The sequence below is a fragment of the Gardnerella sp. DNF01195 genome (assembly GCF_049244175.1).
In the GTDB taxonomy this organism is placed as follows: domain Bacteria; phylum Actinomycetota; class Actinomycetes; order Actinomycetales; family Bifidobacteriaceae; genus Bifidobacterium; species Bifidobacterium leopoldii.
This window is the reverse complement of sequence record NZ_CP058383.1, coordinates 1,146,852-1,167,024: the sequence shown is the minus strand read 5'-3', so window position 1 is coordinate 1,167,024 and position 20,173 is coordinate 1,146,852. Positions and strand designations below refer to the sequence as shown.

The following is a 20,173-nucleotide window of genomic DNA, read 5'->3' as shown; positions in this document are numbered from 1 at the left end:
GTAATGCTTTGCTAACGTCGATTACTTATTGCTTAGTGAACTTTAGCAATAATGTTCTGCAGACACTGATTACCTGTTGTTCAAGAACAACTAACGTCATTGCTGCTGCACACATCACGCCAGACACTCCTACCACACCACAAAACACTAGCGGTTTTACTAGTAGTGGGAGATAGGAATTGCTTGGTCGGAACAAATATTCGTGCGGTGAGATTTGAGATTTTTCGCACTGAGCGCGGCGAACGTCAGAGCCGTAGGCTGCTGATTCGTCAAGCGAAGAAGAAAAATCGAAAAATCTCTGCGATAAAACGAGGTTATTAAAGATTAAACACGCAGAGTTTGGGGGATTTCTCTACGAGCGCTAAAAGAGGACTGATGGAGCAACATTCTTTAAAGAAAGGCGAACACAATAAACGCCTTTAACAGTCAAGGCGACTGAAGGACGGGACGCGCGAGGAGAGAAATCCCCCAAACTCGCGCCACGGCAAGCAAGAGCGGAGCGCTGTCCTCACGGCTAATCGCCGTTCGGCTGAGCTTGCACGGAAAGTCCACTGGACTTTCCGCCTGAGCAAGCTCACGCTCCGAATTGCTTTCGCGTGCTACGTTCTAAGCGCGAAAGCAGGTCGGAGCGCTACTTACGGAACGAAATCGACCCATCAACAGGATCCATCGCGTCAACAATCGCCAGCGAATCCAAGTCATATCCGGCTTCACGAAGCGCATCTCCGCCACCTTGGAAGCCCTTTTCGATAGCGATTCCAATGCCTGCAACGCTAGCTCCAGCATGATTGCAAATGTCGATTAATCCTTGTAGAGCTTTGCCGTTCGCCAAAAAATCATCCAAAATAAGCACGCGATCTTCCGCACTTAAATACTTACGTGACACAATCACCGGAAACTCGCGCTGCTTTGTAAAAGAAAATACCGTAGATACGTATTGGTCGCCATCGAGATTAATTGACTGAGCTTTCTTTGCAAAAACCACAGGAACTCCACCAAAATGGCGTGCTGCAACACATGCGATTCCAATACCAGAAGCCTCAATCGTAAGAATCTTAGTAATATTTGCGTCGCGGAAATGCTCAGCCCAAGCGGCTCCCATATGATCAAATAAATTCACATCGCACTGGTGGTTCAAAAAAGCGTCTACTTTTAATACATTGCCTGGTTTTACGATACCATCTTGGAGAATGCGTTCTTCCAATTCTTGCACGATGCGCCCCTTCTTACGAACAATTACTTGCAGTACGCTCAAGCATACCCACGTTCGTGACACAATACGAGTAAAAACGACTGCAGCATGTGGTAAACCTGATTAGATACGTGCGCAATTAAAACGTGGGGGCGTTTTATTGCTGAAGCTAAAACGTAGGTAATTGGCAGCATCAATGGAGTACAAGTATGAGCGTAAGTATGGGCGCAAGTATGAATGCAAATATGAGTGCAAAAGATAGCGATTATGGATATGTAAGTGATTTGTTGGGGAATCCAGTTGATTCGTTCGATTCTGACGATCATTTTTACGAGAATGTTGCGGATGCGAATGATTATGCCAACTACAGTTACGACGAGTATGCTGACGCTTACGCTAAAGAGCCTGATTTTACGCAGCAAGAATATGCGTCTGATCAAGAATCAGTGCCTCCTCAAGAAGAAGTGTCTCCTCAAGAATCTCAAGAATATTCCCAAAATTCTGCACATTCTAGAGTTGCAGTTGACGCGCAAAAACTACTTGACGGCTTAAATTCGCAACAATCTCAAGCAGTCCAATACGACGGACCGGCACTGCTTATTGGAGCAGGAGCTGGAAGTGGCAAAACGCGAGTTCTTACGCGAAGAATAGCTTGGATATTAAGCCAAAAAGGTGCCTGGCCAAGCCAAATTCTTGCTATCACTTTTACAAACAAAGCAGCTGCCGAAATGCGTGAACGTTTAAGCAATCTTATTGGCAGCGAAGCAAATACTATGTGGGTTTCGACGTTCCATTCTGCATGTGTGAAAATACTTCGCAGATCAGGACAGTATATTGGCTTAAAATCAGGCTTTTCTATTTACGATACTTCCGATTGCGAGCGATTAGTAAAAATTATTGCAACAGAGCTTAACGTTGATATTAAGCGTTTTACGCCACGCAGCATTTTGGGCAAGATTTCGGATTGCAAAAATAGTTTAATCACTTGGCGTGAGCAACTAGACATGTATGCTAACGATTACAAGCCGGGTGTTGCAGGTCAACAAATTGCGCACGCTGGCAATTCTGAAGCTGTTTACGCAACTATTTATGCGGAATATCAGCATCGTTTATCTCAAGCAAATGCGGTTGATTTTGACGATTTAATTATGCGAACTGTGCAACTCATGCGCGAAGTACCAGAAGCTGCGCAATATTACCGCCATAAGTTCCGCTATATTCTCGTAGACGAGTACCAGGATACGAATCACGCTCAATACGAGCTTATCCGCGAGCTTGCAGGAGTGGATGCAAAGCAAAATAACGCAAATACATCTCAGCAAAATAGCACTCCTGCATCAATCACAGTTGTAGGCGACTCCGACCAGTCGATTTACGCTTTCCGCGGAGCAGATATTCGCAATATTCAAGACTTTGAAAAAGATTTTCCAAACGCTACAACTATTATGCTTGAGCAAAATTATCGCTCTACGCAAACTATTTTGGATGCTGCAAACGCAGTTATTTCGCATAATCAAGGACGAAAGCCTAAAAAATTGTGGACGGCCTTAGGTAAGGGCGCTCCAATTACCGGTTATGCAGCAGACAGTGCTCAACAGGAAGCAGCTTGGGTTGCGCAAGAAATAGCGCGATTAGCAGGTGAGGAGGGTGTTGCTTATTCGGATATGGCGATTATGTATCGCGCTAATGCACAGTCTCGTTCGCTAGAAGATGCGCTCGTTAAAGCAGGTCTTCCGTATCAACTTGTTGGCGGCACAAAGTTTTACGAGCGTCGCGAAGTAAAAGATGCGCTCGCATACTTGCAATCTATGGCAAACCCGGATGACGATGTGAATATGCGCCGAATTTTGAATGTGCCTAAGCGTGGGCTTGGAGCGCGTGCGGAGGCTTTGCTAACGCTTTACGCTCAAACACAAGGAGTTAGCTTCTGGCAAGCTTTGGAGCATTTGGAGTCAATCGAAGGCATGCCAACTCGCACTGCAACCAAGCTTAAAGAGTTCCGCGAGCTTATGCACAATTTAATTACTTGTATGCAAAACGATGACTCGAAACCTTCTAAAGTTATTGACAGCATACTGAACGACAGTGGTTTGCTGGAGGATTTGCAACGTTCTGAAGATCCTCAAGATGCCGCTCGCGTGGATAATTTGTCGCAATTGCAGTCGGTTGCAGCTGAGTATGAGCAGAATACGCCGGATGCTAGTGTTGCTGGATTCCTTGAAACGACGGCGCTTGTGGCTGATTCGGATCAATTGCCGGATGAAAATGAGGACACTGGTAAAGTTACGTTGATGACGCTTCACACAGCTAAGGGCTTGGAGTATCCGGTTGTGTTCCTAACTGGCATGGAGCAGGGAACTTTTCCGCATTCTCGCGCTTTGGAAGACGATGGCGAGCTTTGCGAGGAGCGTCGTCTTGCTTATGTTGGTATTACTCGAGCTAAGCAGCGTTTGTATGTTACTCGTGCTGCTGTTCGTGCGCAATGGGGGCAGGCTCAAGATATGCTTCCAAGCCAGTTTTTGGATGAGATTCCAGATAATTTGATTGATTGGAAGCGCAGAGAGTCTGATGTTGAGCGTTGGGGCGCTTCGTCTAGACGCGGCGATGATTTCGATAGCGATTTTGATAGTGATTTCGGTGGCGATTTCGGTGGCTGGGATGACGATTATAGCGATGCGTTTAGTGAAAAAACAACTTATGGTGGAAGCAGTTACGGTTCTGAAAAGTCGCATGGCTCTAAGTCTTACGGAAGAAATAAATCGTATGGCTCTAAGTCTTACGGCTCTTCTTACGGAAAGTCTTATAGCAAGTCTTACGGATCTTCTTATGGCTCGTCTTACGGCTCGTCTTATTCTAAATCGAATTGGTCTAAGTCAAGTGCAGTAAAAACGCGCAAAGTTACTGCAAAAACTGCGACTTCAACAAGCGCAACAAAAGTTGGTTCAACTTCTGCAGTTATGAATAAAGACAATCATCTAAATATTCAAGACTTCCAAGTTGGCGACAAAATTACTCACGATACTTACGGCTTAGGAACCGTGTTAGCAACGCAAGATAAGGGCAGAAACTCAATTATTACAGTCGATTTCGGCTCCGATGGAGTAAAGCGACTAATGCTTAGAGTTGCACCAATCGAAAAATTGTAAAATCTTTTATTTATGCACTTTAATGTAAGATAAATTTTTAACAAGGACGTGGCGTTTGCTGGTGTGAGCGCTGAGAAGCGTGTTGCATTAACGAAAATGTGACACTAAAAAATAAAAACATACATTTCATGAGGTATAAATTATGAAAAACAAATTATTCGCATCAATTCCTGCAATTATTTTCGGTTTGCTTATTGCCGTTGCACCATTGACGTTTGCAAAGCCATGCTCAACCGGAGGCATGCAAAAAATGCATATGATGATGCAACCTATGGCATGCTACTACACAGGTCGTGCAGCTGTTGGAATTGGCTTAGTTATTGCAGTACTTGGAATTATTGCGCTATTTGTTAAAGAAAATGTTCGCATTGGTTTAAATATTGCTGTAGTTGTGAACGCTTTGCTTATGCTCGCTGTTACAACATTCCTTATTGGCGTGTGCAAGAGCCCAATGATGCACTGTGCATCGGTTATGCGTCCAACACTGATTGTTCTGTCTGTGCTCGCATTAGTGTTCGCAGCTGTTTCCGTGTATTTGGATAATAAAGAAAATTAATAGTTCAAATAGTTCGAAAAGCTTAACAAAGCAAAATTATGCGCACTATTACGCTAAAGCGATTGCCGCTGGAAAATCTTAAACGCAAGCCATTGCGCACGGCTGCACTTATTGTTGTATCTGCGTGCTTGTCTGCAATATTTTTCGGCGGCTCGCTGATTTCTATGAATCTTGAACGCGGCTTGAACAGTATGCGAGAACGCATGGGAGCCGATATTATGGTTATCCCTCAAGGTACGCATACTAAAGCAGAAGCGCTGCTTACAAACAGTGGTTCAAGCACTTTTTATTTCACTAACGATATTGAGAATTTAGTAAGACGCTCTCCGGGTGTGCAAAAGGCGAGTGCACAAACGTATATTTCTTCGCTTTCTGCAGGATGTTGCGCTGAAAAATTACAAATTATTGGTTTTGATCCCGATTCTGATTTTGTTATAGGTCCTTGGATTTATTCTCAACATAAGCAGAAGTTACAAAAAGGCGAGATGATTGCTGGCGCAAATGTAATCGTGTCTTATATGAATACTGTTCGTCTTTTTGGACACCAATGGCCTGTAGCTGCGCAGCTTGCAAAAACCGGCACAAGCATTGATAATTCAGTGTTTGTGCGACGCGAAAGTGTGCCGCAAGTAGTTGAGTATTCAACGAAAGTAGGGCATACCGCTATTCCAAAGGAATATGCTAAAAAAGCAGTTTCTGCAGTTCTTGTAAAAGTACAAAAAGGTTACAGCGCGCAAGAAGTTGCAAAAAATATCCGTAAAACAACTGGTCTTTCAAGCATTGGCATAGTTTTTCCGGGCGGAATTACAGCAACTACGCAAGCTAATCTTGGTGTTTTTACTCGCACGTTGACTTTTATAATTGCTGCGTGCTGGCTAGTTGGATTGCTAGTTTTAGTTGCAGTGTTTTCAACATCTGTAAACGAGCGTAAAAAAGAGTTTGCTTCTCTTCGCATACTTGGCACAACAAGAAATATGCTTTTAGGTGTTGTAGTTAGAGAATCTACGATACTTGGCTTAGTTGGCGGAGTATTGGGTGTTGCGTCTGCAAGTCTTATATTGTTCCCTTACAGTTCTCTTATTTCTGAACAATTGCAGCTTCCGTATTTGGAAGTGACTGCTCTACCAGTAGCAGTGCTTATGTTAGCGTCTGTGCTACTTGCGCTTGTTGCAGTTGTTGTAGCTTCAGCGCTTACTACATTGCGTATTGCTATGCGCGAAACGTATTTGACACTTAGGTCAGGTGAGTAAGTATGGAAGATAAGAGTCAAAAACTGTCAAGTAATGAGTTTGATATTTTACCTGTTGTTGAACTTACTCGTGTAACTCGCGAATTTATGCGCAGAAAGCACAAATTTTTTGCAGTAAATAATGTGAGCTTTGTGCTAAATAGCGGCGATTTTGTGGCAATCGTTGGAAAGTCAGGTAACGGAAAATCTACTTTACTAAATTTGATTGCTGGGTTATTGAAGCCAACGCATGGAAGTGTAAAAGTTTGCGGCGAAGAGATTTCTGAACGCACTTTTAGTGATGTCAAGATGTCTCGTTTGCGCGCATGTGATATAGGTTTTGTGACGCAATCGCAGACGCTTTTGCAAAATCTTACTGTGCATGACAACATACTTTTACCTGTGCAAATTGCAGCTAATGCTTGTGAAGTAAGTAAGTCTGAAGTAAGTAAGTCTGCTGAAAGTAAGTCTGAAGTAAGCGAAGATTCAAACGAGACTCGCGCGTTAGAACTTTGCAAGCAATTGCATATTGAAGATTTACTGTGGTGCTACCCAAGTGAGCTTTCGGGTGGTGAAATGCGTCGCGTAATGATTGTGCGCGCGCTGATAAACAATCCGAAGCTTCTTATTCTTGACGAGCCTACTGGCGATTTGGATTTAGAGCATACTCGCATAGTGGTGAAAATGTTGCGTGAGGCTGCAAAAAATGGTGTGGCAGTGCTCATGGTAACTCACGATGTTGAGGCTGCTCGCTGTGCGGATCGCACATACACAATGGATTGCGGATTGACTTGCCGGAGCGCTTGAAGCGTAGCGCGCGAAGGCACTTCAATCCGGAAACTCGCTAAAGTTGGAAGTCCAGTGGACTTCCAACGCGAGTTTCGCAAGCGAGCGCGTTACTCGCGCGAGCGTTTTGGCTGGTTTGTGGAACATTTGCCGGGGAACTTACAACGTGAGTTTCGCGCTCAGTACGAAAAATATCAACAATTATTCTTACGGGTGTGTAAAATTAGAAACGATGCCTATTTTGTGTAAGCATCATCTGGAGCCTTAGCCCATCAGTGGGTCGGCGCGCGGTAGTTATGGCGTTATTTCAACGTTTTAATACTTGCGCGTTCGTGTGTTAGCACGAAGAAGCACTGGAGAGGCCGGCTCAGCGTGAGTAATTTTTAGGCGATTTTGCAATCGACTAAAAACTTGGTTCACGTTCCGTTCAGATAACGACAGAATTAAAGGATTAGTTATGACTAATATTCAGCGTTCTCGCCGTCAGGTGCGTCTTTCTCGCGCCCTCGGCATCGCTTTGACCCCAAAGGCTCAGCGTATCTTCGAGAAGCGTCCATATGCTCCAGGTGAGCACGGTCGCACTCGTCGTCGCACCGAGTCCGATTACGCAGTACGTCTTCGCGAGAAGCAGCGTCTTCGCGCTCAGTACGGCATCTCCGAGAAGCAGCTTCGTGCTGCTTACGAGAAGGGTACGCACACTGCAGGCCAGACCGGTGACGCAATGCTCACCGATTTGGAAACTCGTCTTGATGCTTTGGTTTTGCGCGCAGGCTTTGCTCGCACCACCGCCCAGGCTCGTCAGTTTGTTGTACATCGTCATATTTTGGTTGATGGCAATCTTGTCGATCGCCCATCTTACCGTGTGAAGCCAGGCCAGACCATTCAGGTTCGTGCCAAGAGCCAGACCATGGTTCCATTCCAGATGGCTGCAGAAGGCGTTCATCGCGACGTTTTGCCAGCAGTTCCTGGTTACCTCGATGTGAATCTTGCCTCTTTGAAGGCTACTTTGACTCGTAAGCCGGAAGTCGATCAGATTCCAGTTGAAGTCAACATTCAGTACGTCGTCGAATACTACGCTCGTTAATTCGCCGATTTAATTCTTAAGGACATACCGCTTGACCCCTGCTATGCGATTGCGTGGCAGGGGTCAATGCGTTTTTGTCGATTTCATCGGTTTGTTTGGTGTTTTCGACAGTTATGTACCGCTTAGTGCAATAATGGAGTTATGTTGCTGCATCTTTATTTAGTGCGTCACGGACAGACGCTATTTAATCGCTATAATCGACTGCAAGGATGGTCAAATTCTCCGCTTACTGAAAAGGGTTTGAAAGATGCGGACACGGCTGCAAAAAAGCTAGAAAATATTGCTTTTGCTGCAGCTTACTGTTCGGATACTACTCGTGCGCAAATCACAGCACAACGTATTCTCGATGCAAATGAAGCTGCCGGTAACGCGCGCCCGACGCTTGTAAGCGATATGCATTTTCGCGAGCAATGCTACGGCTATTTTGAAGGTCAAGATATGCAAATGGCTTGGTGGGCTGCAGGAGCGCCTCACGGAGCGCACACTTATAACGAAATCGTTGAAAAATTTGGGCTTGCGGCAACGCGAGACATGCTTAAAGAAGCGGATCCTTTTCACGATGCCGAGTCAGATATCGAATATTGGACTCGTGTAGAAGAAGGTTTTGCGTTAATTGCTTCAAATTCTTTGCTTAACGATGGAGATAATGTTTTGCAAATTTCGCATGGCAACACTTTGCTAAGTCTTATGCACCGTTTTGCGCCTGCAGGCTACGATTTAAGCGAACGCCCTCAAAACGGAAGCGTAACCAGACTTGATTTTGACACTACCAAACCTATTGATAATGCCATTACTATTCGAGGCTATAACGAGTAGATTCTACTGTTTAACTTTGTTATATGCGTCTCTACCGTTCGTTAATCTTAAGTCATTGCGAAGGGTTTAGTACGTAGTTTGATTTGCTGTTGTATGGCTTTTGATACTGCGAAATCTTAGGCAAAATGGTATAGAAAGAGGTTACGATGAGCGTTGGAGACATAGCTGCTCTTATTGCTGCGATTGCGTTTGCCGTTCTTTCTGGCTTTTTGATTTATCCGTTAATCAGATTAGGCAGATTGTTTGATCAGATTGCGAAAACAATTAAAGAGTCGGGTGAGCATGCAATGCCGGCAATCGATGAGTCTGTTACAACTATTAAGCAAGTTAATAAGACTCTTGACGACGTAAACGCTGTTTCAGGAGCTACTCGCACAACCGTTACAAATATTAGTGCTCTAACAGATTTGTATGGTGCTTTCCTTGGAAAACCGCTCGTAAAAATTGCAGCTGCCGGTTACGCTCTAAAAGATACTGTTTCTTCTTTCTTCAATAAGCCGACTGTGCCAACAGACAAGAATAGTGCCAATCGTAACGCTTCAAAAGAATCCTCTGACAAGAATGCAACTAATAATGCAAGCAGGGGGGAGTAATGTTCAAGCGTTTATTTTGGATGTTTGTTGGCATTGTAATTGGTGTTCTTACAGTTACGAAGGCTCGTGCATATGTCAAAGCAAAAATGCCGTCTTCTGCTAGTCGTTTTATATTTGATGAGGAACCGAAAAATATCACATTGCGCACAGTAATGGGATTGTTTAAAGATTTCAATACTAGCCGTAAAGAGCATGAAGCTGAGCTTAATTCTCGTTATGCTAATCGTAGAAATAGGGAATTTTAAATAAAAAACGAGTTTTTCATAATTTCGTTACTTTGCTAAGTTTAGTTAAGTTAAGTTAAGTATTGAAGTACTATATTGAATGTTTGCATGATTGCGTCGTGCGTCATGCGGCACGATTTCGTGTGAGCGTTGCATGTGGCTTTTGTTTATGACAGTTATTTGTGACGGTTTGCGTGGGTCTTGCTAAAAATTACACAAGGAGTTCGTACGTATGCGCACAGCAGAAATTGCAAAGCGTTATCTTGACTATTTTGCTAAGAATGGTCATATGGTTGTTCCTTCGGCTTCTCTTATTTCGCCGAACCCAACTACGTTATTTACTATCGCAGGCATGGTGCCGTTTATTCCTTACTTGCTCGGAGAGCAGACGCCTCCTTCGCGTCGTATGGCTTCGAATCAGAAGTGCGTTCGCACTCTAGATATTGACGAAGTTGGTAAGACTACTCGTCACGGCACCTTCTTCCAGATGGTTGGTAACTTCTCGTTTGGCGATTATTTTAAGGAAGAAGCTATTCACTACGCTTGGGAGCTTTTAACTAGTCCTCAAGATAAGGGCGGCTACGGTTTTGACCCTGAAAAGCTTTGGGTTACTACTTATACTGACGACGATGAAGCCCGCGCAATTTGGAAGAACGAAGGCTTCGACCCAGAGCATATGCAAGTTTTCGGTATGGAAGATAACTTCTGGACTACCGGCGGTCCTGGTCCTGGCGGACCATGCTCCGAAATCTACGTGGATCGCGGTCCTAAGTATGGTCGCGACGGAGGCCCAGCTGCTGACGAATCTCGCTTTATTGAGATTTGGGATTTGGTTTTCGAAAATTACCAGGTAGATAACGTCAAATCTAAGACTGATTTGCATATTGCTGGCGAACTCGATCAAAAGAATATTGATACTGGCGCTGGTTTGGAGCGTTTGGCTTACCTTATGCAAGGTAAGGAAAATATTTACGAAACTGACGAAGTTTACCCAGTTATTGAAGCTGCAGAAAAGCTTAGTGGCGTAAAGTACGGCGATAATAATGATGCTGACGTGCGTTTCCGCGTTGTAGCAGATCACGTGCGTTCCGCACTTATGATTATGAGCGATGGCGTGCGCCCAAGTAATGTTGGCCGTGGCTATGTGCTTCGTCGTCTTCTTCGCAGAACTGTTCGCGCAATGCGTATGCTCGGCGTTCAAGATCCAGTTTTGCCAACGCTGTTCCCAGTTTCTAAGGCTGCTATGGAGCCAAGCTATCCAGAGCTTAACGATACTTTCCACGAGGTTAGCGAAGCTGCTTACGGTGAGGAAGACGCGTTCCGTCGCACTCTTGAAAAGGGCACAACTATTCTCGACTTGGCTGTTGAAAAAGCTAAGAAAGAGCACAAGGATGACCCTATGGTTGGCGGCGCAGATGCGTTTACTTTGCACGATACTTACGGCTTCCCAATCGAGTTGACTTTGGAGATGGCAGCTGAGCAGGGTGTTAAAGTGGACGAAGCTAAGTTCCGCGAGCTTATGAGCGAGCAGAAAGGTCGCGCTCGTGCTGACGCTTTGAAGAAGCGTCACAATGTGGACGTTAGCGTTTACGACGATATTAAGAAGTCGCTCGAAAAGCCAATCGACTTCCTCGGTTACACTGACTTCTCAAGTCGTTCAAACGTTTTGGCAATTGTTGAAGCAGGCAAGGGTTCTGTTAAAAGCGTCACAGCTCCTGCAAACGTTGAGGTTATTCTCGATCGCACGCCATTCTATGCTGAGCGTGGCGGTCAGATTGCAGATCAGGGTGAGATTATTTCCGACGACGGCGCAATTTTGGAAGTCGACGATGTTCAGCGTCCAATCAAGGATTTGATTGTTCACAGCTGCCGACTTACTGAAGGTACTTTGAGCGTTGGTTCTCCTGTAAACACGAATATTGATCAGGTTCGCAGGGCTGCGTTGGCGCGTTCTCACACCGCTACTCACACTCTTCACAAGGCTTTGCGCGAAGAGCTTGGTCCACAGGCTACTCAGCGTGGTTCTGTAGTTGATCCAGATCGTTTGCGCTTCGACTTCCAGTGGCCAAAGGCTGTCGATAAAGATGCGCTTTCTCGCGTTGAAGCTCGCGTAAATGAGCGTATTCGTGACGATTTGCAGGTAGTTCCTAAGGAAATGCCAATCGACGACGCTTTTAAGCTTGGAGCAATGCACTTGTTCGGCGAAAAGTACGGCGATGTTGTGCGCGTTGTTGAAATCGGCGACGGTTGGAGCCGTGAGCTTTGTGGCGGTACTCACGCTAAGAGCACTGGAAAGATTGGTATGGTAACTATTCTTTCCGAGTCTTCTATTGGCTCTGGTGTGCGCAGAATCGACGCTCTTTGCGGTGAAGCTGCGTACGAGTATGGCGCTCGTGAACACACTTTGGTTGCGCAATTAGCAGATATGGTTAACGCTCGTCCAGACGAGTTAGCTGAACGTTTGGAATCTTTGCTTAACAAGATGAAGGATTCTGATCGTAAGCTTGCATCTGTTTACGAAGCTCAATTAAATGAAGCTGTACCAACATTAGTTGATGAAGCAAAGAATAGTAACGAAAAAGTTAAGTTGGCTCTTAAGAATGTTGGCAACTTTGGCTCATTCGATGCTTTGCGTAAGACAGTTCTAGATATTCGCGCTCGTTTAGGTGAAGATGCTCCAGTGGTTGTTGCACTTGCTGGTGTTAATGAGGATGATCGTCCAATGATCGCAGTCGCTACAAACGAAGCTGCTCGCGGTCTTGGTGCTAAGGCTGGCGACTTGGTGCGTACTGCTTCCAAGGTGCTTGGTGGCGGCGGTGGCGGCAAGCCAGACTTCGCTCAGGGCGGTGGTACAGACGCTTCTAAGATTGATGAAGCTCTCGAAGCTGCGAAATCAGAAGTAGCTAAGCTCGCCTAGTGCGTGTCTTACAGCTTAAAAATTTACGAATCATACCAAAAGCAACACGAAATATGGTGTGGTTAGGTATTGATTTAGGTGACGCAAGGGTCGGACTTGCACTTTCCGACCCTGGTCTCACCTTTGCACATCCTATTGGTAATGTGCAAGTGTTTGGAGATTCCTTCCGTGCTATAGATGAAGTGCTTGAAGTTATTGAAGATAACAATGTAGAAAAAGTTGTTATAGGCTTGCCTTTGCAACTCGATGGCACTGAAGGAAAATCTGCTAAAAAAGCTCTGCGCTGGGGGAAGAATCTAATAAAACGCATGCAAATATTGCATGATGAAAAAGATTGGGCATTGGATTATATGCCAGAAGTAGTTTGGAAAGATGAGCGTTTGACAACAGTAAGTGCTCATCGTCAGCTTTTGCAAGCAGATCTTTCTACTAAAAAGCATCGCCCAATGGTGGATCAGCAGTCGGCAGTGTTGATTTTGCAGTCTGCTCTCGATTCAAAATATGCGCAACAAAACTAGTAAAAGTAAATGAACAAAAGTTAGAAAGTAGAAGAGGAGTGTCAAATGTCTGATAGTTTTGATGAGTTCTTTGACAATCATGCACAATGGACTGAGCATGATGATTCTCCTTCATCGTCTACTTCTAACGGTTCAGATTCGTCAGGAAAATCTCGCAAACGAGCAAAAGCGCGTCTTGCTGCAAAGAAGCGTAAACGTCGAGCAAAAGCAGTTTTAGCTATATTGATTGTGTTCGTGCTATGTGTTGTTGGTTACGTTGGATACAGTGCTGTGCGTGCGTGGCGTTTGTCTCAGAACAGTGAAGCTGTTGCAGATTGGTCGGGTCCTGGTTATGGATCTGTTGAGTTTACAGTCGATACTGGCGAAGGCGCTATTACAGTTGCTGAAAAACTAGTGAAAGCGAATGTTGTTAAATCGCAAGCTGCATTCACTTCAGCTGTTTCTGCAAATAATAAAATTTTGTATCCTGGCGTTTACTCACTGAAAAAACATATGGCTGCTATTGATGTAGTTGATATTCTTTCAGATCAAACAAAAGCAGGCGGATTCCTTGATGTTCGTGCAGGGGATCACGCAGCAGACGTTTTGCAAAAAGCTTCAACATTATCTGGAATAAGTTTAGATAAATTCAAGGCTGCGTTAGCTGATGGCGCCGCAGGAATTCTGCCTGCTGAAGCAAACGGTAGCGTTGAAGGCTGGCTAGAGCCTGGAGTTTATAACGTAAAAGCTATGAAAAGTGCGGATGCTATTCTTTCCGCAATGATAAAAAAGCGTATTGAAAAACTTGATTCTCTTGGAATTCCTAAAGGTAAAGATAGAGAAAAAGCCTTAATTATGGCGTCTATTGCCGAAGCTGAAGTGAATAATCGCGAATATTATGGCAAAGTTATTCGCGTAATACTGAACCGTTTGGCAAAAGATATGCCGTTAGGAATGGATTCTACTGTTGGTTACGGCGCAGGAGTAAAACCTATTAAACTCACGCAAGCAATGCTTGACGATGCAAATAATCCGTATAATACACGTATTCATAAGGGTTTGACCCCTACGCCTATTGGCATTGCTGGCGACAGCGCGTTGCTTGCAACCATTAAGCCTCAAGATGGTCCATGGCTTTACTTCGTCACCACGAATTTGAAGACTGGCGAAACGAAGTTTGCGGATAACAAAGACGACTTCTTGAAATTCCGCGACGAGTACAAGCGCAACAATCCCGAAGGCAACTAAACTGTTAAATAAAAATATAGCTTTTAACCACATAGATGTGTTGAGGTTGTAACAGTTTCGCAAGTTTTCGTAATCTGCTTTAATGAAGCAATTAATTATTACGATACTATCGGTGCTACCAACGCTCACATGTTTAATTTCAGTTTGCGCAACAGACATAAAAAGTCGCGTAGTGCCAAGACTTTGGGTTGTTATTGCAGGAATTTTTCAATCTTTTGCGAATCTCATATATTCGATTATTTTATTTAGAAATAGTAGCGTGCTTATTTTTGGCTGGATTTCTTGCGTAATTATTTTTGTAATTTACTGGAGTATGCGAAAAATTTCCGCAAAAAATGCTATTGGCTTCGGAGATGTTACGAGCGCGTCAATGATTGCGCAAGCCTTGGTATTATTCGGCTTTGACTGCTTAATTTACTGGTTTGCTTTAGTTGGAGCAGTTGGCTTACTTTGGCTTTTGCTATGGAAAATTTACTGCAAAATCTGCTCTCCAACCAACGCATCAATACCATTCGTACCAGTAGAAGCAATATCTGCAATACTCGCAGCATTGCTGTCAATAACAACCAGCTCAATACTTGGTAGTTAGTAGAGTAGGGTATTTAGACGCGTAAATTACTTGAGAATGGAGAAATGGCATGCTTAGATGGCAAACGGCAGGGGAGTCGCACGGTGAAGCGTTAGTAGCCATGATTGAAGGTTTGCCGGCTGGCGTGCACATTACTAGCAACGATGTAGTTTCGGCACTTGCTCGCCGTCGCCTTGGTTATGGTCGTGGAGCGCGTATGAAGTTTGAGCAAGACAAAGTGCGTCTTTTAACTGGAGTTCGCCACGGAGTAACGCTTGGTTCTCCGATTGCTGTAGAAATCGCGAATACAGAGTGGCCAAAGTGGACCGAAGTAATGAGTGCAGATCCTTTGGATCACGAGGTTGAGCAAGTTGGCAGAAATGCTCCTTTGAGCCGTCCTCGCCCAGGTCATGCGGATTTAACTGGCATGCGCAAGTACGGTTTTAATGATGCTCGCGAAGTTTTGGAGCGTTCGAGTGCTAGGGAAACAGCTTCTCGTGTAGCTTTGGGTGCTATTGCTGATGCGTTTTTACAGCAGGCTTTGGGTGTGCGCACTGTTGCGCATGTTATCGGCATCGGCGGCGAATACACTAACAAAAGTTTAGCTTTACCAACACCAGACGATGTTGCCGCTCTAGATGCTTCTCCAGTTCGCACTCTCGACAAAGATGCTGAAGCTAAAATGATGGCTCGCATCGACGAAGCAAAAGCAAATGCAGATACGCTCGGTGGAGTAGTGGAAGTGCTTGCTTACGGCATGCCTGCAGGAGTTGGCACATACGTTGAGTCGGATCGTCGCTTGGATGCAGCTCTCGCGAGCGCGATTATGGGAATTCAGGCTATTAAAGGCGTGGAAATTGGCGACGGTTTTGCAGAGGCAGATCGCCCTGGATCGGCCGCGCACGACGAAATGGTAACAGACGAAAACGGGAAAATTAAGCGTCTTACTAATCGAGCTGGAGGAATTGAAGGCGGAATGTCGAACGGCGAAATTATTCGCGTGCGCGCTGCAATGAAACCAATTCCGTCTATTCCACGCGCTTTGTGCACAGTGGATGTGCTTACTGGCGAAGCTGCTCAAGCTATTAATCAGCGCTCAGATTTCACTGCTGTGCCAGCTGCTTCTGTAGTTGCAGAAGCGATGGTAAGGCTTACTTTAGCTAAGTATGCTTTGGAAAAATTCGGAGGAGATTCTTTGCAAGAAACGCGCCGAAATGTGGAGTCTTACGTAGCTTCCTGGCCGGAGAATATGAAATGAGCAACACTAAACTTCCGCTAGCTGTTATTATTGGCATGCCTGCTGCTGGGAAAACGCGTGTTGGCCGTGAAGTTGCGCATCTTATGAATCTGCCTTTTTATGATACAGATGACATGATCGAGTGCGATATTGATATGTCAATACCGCAATATTTCGAGGAATATGGCCAGGATGCTTTTCGTGAAATAGAAGCTCGCATAGTGCGAGAGGCAATTTTAGGAGATACATCTGCAGAAGATTCTACAAAGGGAATAGTTTCGCTTGGTGGCGGTGCGCCTATGCGTGAAGAAACTCAAAAAGTTTTGCGTGAGTATATGCGTAGTGGTGGTCGCGTTGTGTATTTGCAAGCAAATGCTAAAGAGGCTATTGAGCGCGCGAGCTGGAATAATAATCGTCCTATGTTTTCTGGAGAAGATGCGCAAAAGCGTTGGATGGAATTATTTGAGCAGAGAGATCCTGTTTTTAAGGCGGTGTCGAATATCCACATGCAAACAAAAGGTTCGACTCCGTATATGGCTGCAGAAAAATTAAGGAATATGATTATGCAACGTATTGTGCACGTAACAGGTGAGGGAATTGAACCATACGATGTGCGAATTGGTGACGGTGCAATGCAACTTCTGCCGCAAATGCTTGGAACTGAGCCGGTTAAAGTGGCGTTAGTTCACACGCAACCTGTTCAGCGTCATAGCGACAAAGCTCGAACTATTTTGCGCCAATCTGGTTACGAAGTTTTCGACATGCTAATTCCGGATGCAGAAGCTGGAAAAACTATTAAAGTTGCAAGCGGATTGTGGGCTAACTTGGCAGAAGCTGGTTTTACTCGTTCGGATGCAATTGTTGGTTTAGGCGGGGGAGCAGCAACGGATGTCGCTGGCTTTGTTGCTGCAACTTGGATGCGTGGAATTCGCTATGTAAACTGCCCTACTTCGCTTCTTGCGATGGTTGACGCGTCTACGGGCGGTAAAACTGGTATTAATACGGATGCTGGAAAGAATCTAGTCGGCAGCTTTTACACTCCAGCTGGCGTTTTAGCAGATACTTCTACGCTTGCAACTCTTCCAAACGATATTCTTATTGAAGGCTTGGGTGAGGTTGCAAAATCTGGTTTTATTCGCGACGGTGAAATTTTGAAGATTCTTAGCGATGCCAATAATGCGAAGCTTTTGCGTGAATTTAATGGGGATGATTTAGAAAATAATAACGAACTTCACGAACTGCTCGTGGAGCTTATTGAACGCACAGTTAAAGTAAAGGTGTATCACGTATCGAGCGATTTAAAAGAGCAGGGTTTGCGCGAGTTTTTGAACTACGGGCATACGCTTGGCCACGCGATTGAGCAGATTGAGCATTTCCGCTGGCGTCATGGAAACGCTGTAGCTGTTGGCATGGTTTTTGCGGCGGAGCTTGCGCAAATTTTAGGATATTTGGATGCGGGAGACGTTGCGTATCATCGTTCGCTTTTGGATTCGCTTGGATTGCCAACTTCGTGGCAGTGTGCAAAAGATGCGGATGCTGCTTTTGAGTGCGTGCTTAACCTTATGCATCGCGACAAAAAAGCGCGCGGCAACATGCTACGTTTCGTAATTTTGGATGGTATTTCGAATCCTATTCATCTTGACAACCCGCCTATTGAAGCAGTTAAAGAAGCTTTTGAGCGCGTTTATAAGCAAAATTAATTAATCTTGCGAGGTAAAAATGGAAAATCAGCATACAAAAAAAGTGCTTGTTGTAAACGGACCGAATTTAGGTCGTTTAGGCGTTCGCCAGCCGGACGTGTACGGTAGCGAGAACTTTGAAACTTTGCGCGAGAAATGCGAAAAGTGGGGTGCGGAACTTGGGTTTGAAGTAGAAGTGCGCCAAAGTGACGACGAAGCTCAAATGGTTCACTGGATGCACGAAGCTGCCGATACTCATACGCCCGTTGTTATGAATCCTGCCGCTTTTACGCACTACAGTTACGCGCTCGCGGACGCGGCTCACATGGTTTTGGATGCTGGAGTTCCGTTAATGGAAGTGCATATTTCTAATCCTGCTGCGCGCGATGCTTTTCGTAAAATTAGCGTAATTAGTCCTGTTGCAACCGGCACTATTACAGGCATGGGATTGTACGGCTATAAGCTCGCTTTGGAAGCTGTTGCGCATCTTGTTTGATTTTGTTCGATTTTTTGCGAATCAACACCCAGCGTCGAGGCTCGAAGATACTATGGAGTTCCATGGTTAGAAGACAACATGGTAACTCTCAGGAGCATATTACAAAGCATATTTTTGTCACTGGTGGCGTAGTTTCGTCCCTCGGAAAAGGCCTTACAGCATCATCTTTAGGCCGACTTTTACGCAGTCGCGGATTGCATGTATTACAACAAAAACTCGATCCTTATATCAATGTTGACCCGGGTACAATGAACCCATTCCAGCATGGTGAAGTCTATGTTACGGAAGATGGTGCAGAAACAGATCTCGATATTGGTCATTACGAGCGATTCCTCGATGTTTTCTTAAGCCAGAAAGCGAATGTTACAACTGGTCAGATTTATCAGTCTGTGCTTCGTAAGGAGCGCGCTGGCGAATATTTGGGTCAGTGCGTGCAGGTTATTCCGCATATTACTGGCGAAATCAAGTCGCGTATGCGCGCTCAAGCTTCCGACGATGTAGACGTTATTATTACGGAAATTGGCGGAACGGTTGGCGATATTGAGTCCCAGCCATTTTTGGAGGCAGCTCGCGAAGTTCGTCGCGATTTAGGTCCTGAAAACTGCATGTTTGTGCACGTTTCTTTGGTGCCTTATATTGCTGCAGCTCACGAATTGAAAACTAAGCCAACTCAGCATTCTGTTATGATGCTTCGCTCTCTTGGCATTTCTCCAGATGCGCTTGTCTTGCGTTCGGATCGTCCGCTTAATCAAGGCATTAAAGACAAGATTTCGCTTATGTGCGATGTCGATGCTGAAGGCGTTGTGAACTGCGTCGACGCTCCAAGCATTTACGATGTGCCGAAGATTTTGTTCAACGAAGGCTTGGACGCTTACGTTGTGCGCGAACTTGAGCTTCCATTCCACGATGTTGATTGGAACGAGTGGGAAGATTTGCTTGAGCGCGTGCATCATCCAAAGCATGAGCTGAACATTGCAATCGTTGGTAAGTATATTGATTTGCCAGATGCGTACCTTTCTGTTACTGAAGCTATCAAGGCTGGCGGTTTTGCAAACTGGGCTAAGGTAAACGTGCGCTGGGTTGCTGCAGACAAGTGCGAAACTCAAGAAGGTGCGGCTGCGGCTCTTGACCAAATGGATGGCATGGTTATTCCAGGCGGCTTCGGAATTCGCGGTATTGAAGGTAAAATTGGCGCACTTCGTTACGCTCGCGAGCACGGTTTGCCAACGCTTGGTCTTTGCCTTGGCTTGCAATCTATGGTTATTGAATACGCTCGTCACGTGCTTGGACTTGAGGATGCTAATTCCACTGAGTTCGAGAAGGATTGTGGCGATCCAGTAATCGCAACTATGGAAGAGCAGAAGGATATTGTGGCCGGTAAGGGAGATATGGGTCACACAATGAGACTTGGCTCTTACCCTGCAACGCTTGAAGAAGGCTCTATTGTTGCTGAGCTTTATGGCACTACGCATGTTACTGAGCGTCACCGTCACCGTTATGAAGTGAACGTGGCATATAAGGATCGTTTGCGTGAAGCCGGCTTGCGTATTAGCGGTCAAAGCCCAGATGGTAATTTGACTGAGTTTGTGGAGCTTCCAAAGGAAGTTCACCCATTCTACGTAGCAACTCAAGCTCATCCAGAGTTTAAATCTCGCCCAACTAAGCCTCATCCACTGTTTGCTGGCTTGGTTGCGGCTGCTCTTGAGCATCAAGAGGCTTCTCAAAATAGCAAGGAAGATAAGTAGACTTAAGTAAGATTTAAGTAAGGCTTAAGTAAAGCTTAAGTGGGACTTAAGTAAGAATTAAGTAAATAGAAATAAGCGGTAAGACTTGGTTTTCCTAAGTTTTGCCGCTTTTTAATTCGTAAACGACCTTTTCTTTACAGCGTTGTAAAGTTTCTGCCGTT

The 20,173-nt window shown here is 45.0% G+C and carries 17 protein-coding genes; 16 read left to right on the top strand and 1 reads right to left on the bottom strand.

The annotated features are described in order from the left end of the window. Nucleotides 1-631 precede the first annotated feature (631 nt). Nucleotides 632-1,213, bottom strand: coding sequence for a xanthine phosphoribosyltransferase (locus tag HXT43_RS04370; protein ID WP_004110321.1), 582 nt, complete (start codon nt 1,211-1,213; stop codon nt 632-634). A gap of 188 nt (nt 1,214-1,401) precedes the next feature. Between HXT43_RS04370 and HXT43_RS04365 the strand changes: the two genes are divergently transcribed. The 16 genes from HXT43_RS04365 (at nt 1,402) to HXT43_RS04290 (ending at nt 20,012) form a co-directional block, all read left to right on the top strand. Beyond that, entirely contained in the window at nt 1,402-4,338 is a 2,937-nt protein-coding gene (locus HXT43_RS04365; protein ID WP_415707210.1) for an ATP-dependent helicase, read from the top strand. Nucleotides 4,339-4,480: 142 nt separating this feature from the next. Next, entirely contained in the window at nt 4,481-4,894 is a 414-nt protein-coding gene (locus tag HXT43_RS04360) for a DUF4418 family protein (protein WP_064340381.1), read from the top strand. A gap of 38 nt (nt 4,895-4,932) precedes the next feature. Next, a complete protein-coding gene (locus HXT43_RS04355) occupies nt 4,933-6,144 on the top strand; it encodes an FtsX-like permease family protein (RefSeq protein WP_101885909.1) in 1,212 nt (403 codons plus the stop codon). Nucleotides 6,145-6,146: 2 nt separating this feature from the next. Beyond that, nucleotides 6,147-6,929 (top strand): ABC transporter ATP-binding protein, encoded by a 783-nt coding sequence (locus tag HXT43_RS04350; RefSeq protein WP_101885910.1) that lies wholly within the window; start codon nt 6,147-6,149, stop codon nt 6,927-6,929. Between the two features lie 436 nt (nt 6,930-7,365). Then, nucleotides 7,366-7,992, top strand: coding sequence for a 30S ribosomal protein S4 (gene rpsD / locus HXT43_RS04345; protein WP_004105277.1), 627 nt, complete (start codon nt 7,366-7,368; stop codon nt 7,990-7,992). A 141-nt stretch (nt 7,993-8,133) separates the two neighbouring features. Further along, a complete protein-coding gene (locus tag HXT43_RS04340; RefSeq protein ID WP_004105274.1) occupies nt 8,134-8,808 on the top strand; it encodes a histidine phosphatase family protein in 675 nt (224 codons plus the stop codon). Nucleotides 8,809-8,954: 146 nt separating this feature from the next. Beyond that, nucleotides 8,955-9,401, top strand: coding sequence for a DUF948 domain-containing protein (locus HXT43_RS04335; protein WP_004105272.1), 447 nt, complete (start codon nt 8,955-8,957; stop codon nt 9,399-9,401). Continuing rightward, nucleotides 9,401-9,646, top strand: coding sequence for a hypothetical protein (locus tag HXT43_RS04330; RefSeq protein WP_004105270.1), 246 nt, complete (start codon nt 9,401-9,403; stop codon nt 9,644-9,646). Before HXT43_RS04335 ends, HXT43_RS04330 begins: the two co-directional genes overlap by 1 nt. Nucleotides 9,647-9,857: 211 nt before the next feature. Continuing rightward, a complete protein-coding gene (alaS, locus tag HXT43_RS04325; RefSeq protein ID WP_117008563.1) occupies nt 9,858-12,542 on the top strand; it encodes an alanine--tRNA ligase in 2,685 nt (894 codons plus the stop codon). Between the two features lie 53 nt (nt 12,543-12,595). Beyond that, nucleotides 12,596-13,060 carry a Holliday junction resolvase RuvX gene (gene ruvX, locus HXT43_RS04320; protein WP_004119274.1) on the top strand — a complete coding sequence of 155 codons (465 nt, stop codon included), beginning with the start codon at nt 12,596-12,598 and terminating at the stop codon, nt 13,058-13,060. Between the two features lie 45 nt (nt 13,061-13,105). Continuing rightward, a complete protein-coding gene (gene mltG, locus HXT43_RS04315; protein ID WP_064340386.1) occupies nt 13,106-14,287 on the top strand; it encodes an endolytic transglycosylase MltG in 1,182 nt (393 codons plus the stop codon). 172 nt (nt 14,288-14,459) lie between these two features. After that, nucleotides 14,460-14,876 (top strand): peptidase A24, encoded by a 417-nt coding sequence (locus tag HXT43_RS04310; protein WP_117008562.1) that lies wholly within the window; start codon nt 14,460-14,462, stop codon nt 14,874-14,876. A 49-nt stretch (nt 14,877-14,925) separates the two neighbouring features. Next, entirely contained in the window at nt 14,926-16,113 is a 1,188-nt protein-coding gene (aroC, locus tag HXT43_RS04305) for a chorismate synthase (protein WP_004119269.1), read from the top strand. Further along, entirely contained in the window at nt 16,110-17,792 is a 1,683-nt protein-coding gene (locus HXT43_RS04300) for a bifunctional shikimate kinase/3-dehydroquinate synthase (protein ID WP_004119266.1), read from the top strand. Before aroC ends, HXT43_RS04300 begins: the two co-directional genes overlap by 4 nt. A 19-nt stretch (nt 17,793-17,811) precedes the next feature. Continuing rightward, the gene (aroQ, locus tag HXT43_RS04295; RefSeq protein WP_076002657.1) at nt 17,812-18,267 is read left to right on the top strand and encodes a type II 3-dehydroquinate dehydratase; all 456 of its coding nucleotides are present in this window, start codon (nt 17,812-17,814) and stop codon (nt 18,265-18,267) included. Between the two features lie 62 nt (nt 18,268-18,329). Then, nucleotides 18,330-20,012, top strand: coding sequence for a CTP synthase (locus HXT43_RS04290; protein WP_004119263.1), 1,683 nt, complete (start codon nt 18,330-18,332; stop codon nt 20,010-20,012). Nucleotides 20,013-20,173 lie beyond the last annotated feature (161 nt).

Excerpts from the sequence above, each read along its gene's own strand:
- HXT43_RS04340 (WP_004105274.1), top strand. The coding sequence starts at position 8,134 with ATGTTGCTGCATCTTTATTTAGTGCGTCACGGACAGACGCTATTTAAT.
- HXT43_RS04290 (WP_004119263.1), top strand. The coding sequence starts at position 18,330 with ATGGTTAGAAGACAACATGGTAACTCTCAGGAGCATATTACAAAGCAT.
- ruvX (WP_004119274.1), top strand. The coding sequence starts at position 12,596 with ATGGTGTGGTTAGGTATTGATTTAGGTGACGCAAGGGTCGGACTTGCA.
- aroQ (WP_076002657.1), top strand. The coding sequence starts at position 17,812 with ATGGAAAATCAGCATACAAAAAAAGTGCTTGTTGTAAACGGACCGAAT.
- HXT43_RS04365 (WP_415707210.1), top strand. The coding sequence starts at position 1,402 with ATGAGCGTAAGTATGGGCGCAAGTATGAATGCAAATATGAGTGCAAAA.
- aroC (WP_004119269.1), top strand. The coding sequence starts at position 14,926 with ATGCTTAGATGGCAAACGGCAGGGGAGTCGCACGGTGAAGCGTTAGTA.
- HXT43_RS04300 (WP_004119266.1), top strand. The coding sequence starts at position 16,110 with ATGAGCAACACTAAACTTCCGCTAGCTGTTATTATTGGCATGCCTGCT.
- rpsD (WP_004105277.1), top strand. The coding sequence starts at position 7,366 with ATGACTAATATTCAGCGTTCTCGCCGTCAGGTGCGTCTTTCTCGCGCC.
- HXT43_RS04330 (WP_004105270.1), top strand. The coding sequence starts at position 9,401 with ATGTTCAAGCGTTTATTTTGGATGTTTGTTGGCATTGTAATTGGTGTT.
- HXT43_RS04360 (WP_064340381.1), top strand. The coding sequence starts at position 4,481 with ATGAAAAACAAATTATTCGCATCAATTCCTGCAATTATTTTCGGTTTG.
- HXT43_RS04335 (WP_004105272.1), top strand. The coding sequence starts at position 8,955 with ATGAGCGTTGGAGACATAGCTGCTCTTATTGCTGCGATTGCGTTTGCC.
- mltG (WP_064340386.1), top strand. The coding sequence starts at position 13,106 with ATGTCTGATAGTTTTGATGAGTTCTTTGACAATCATGCACAATGGACT.
- alaS (WP_117008563.1), top strand. The coding sequence starts at position 9,858 with ATGCGCACAGCAGAAATTGCAAAGCGTTATCTTGACTATTTTGCTAAG.
- HXT43_RS04355 (WP_101885909.1), top strand. The coding sequence starts at position 4,933 with ATGCGCACTATTACGCTAAAGCGATTGCCGCTGGAAAATCTTAAACGC.
- HXT43_RS04350 (WP_101885910.1), top strand. The coding sequence starts at position 6,147 with ATGGAAGATAAGAGTCAAAAACTGTCAAGTAATGAGTTTGATATTTTA.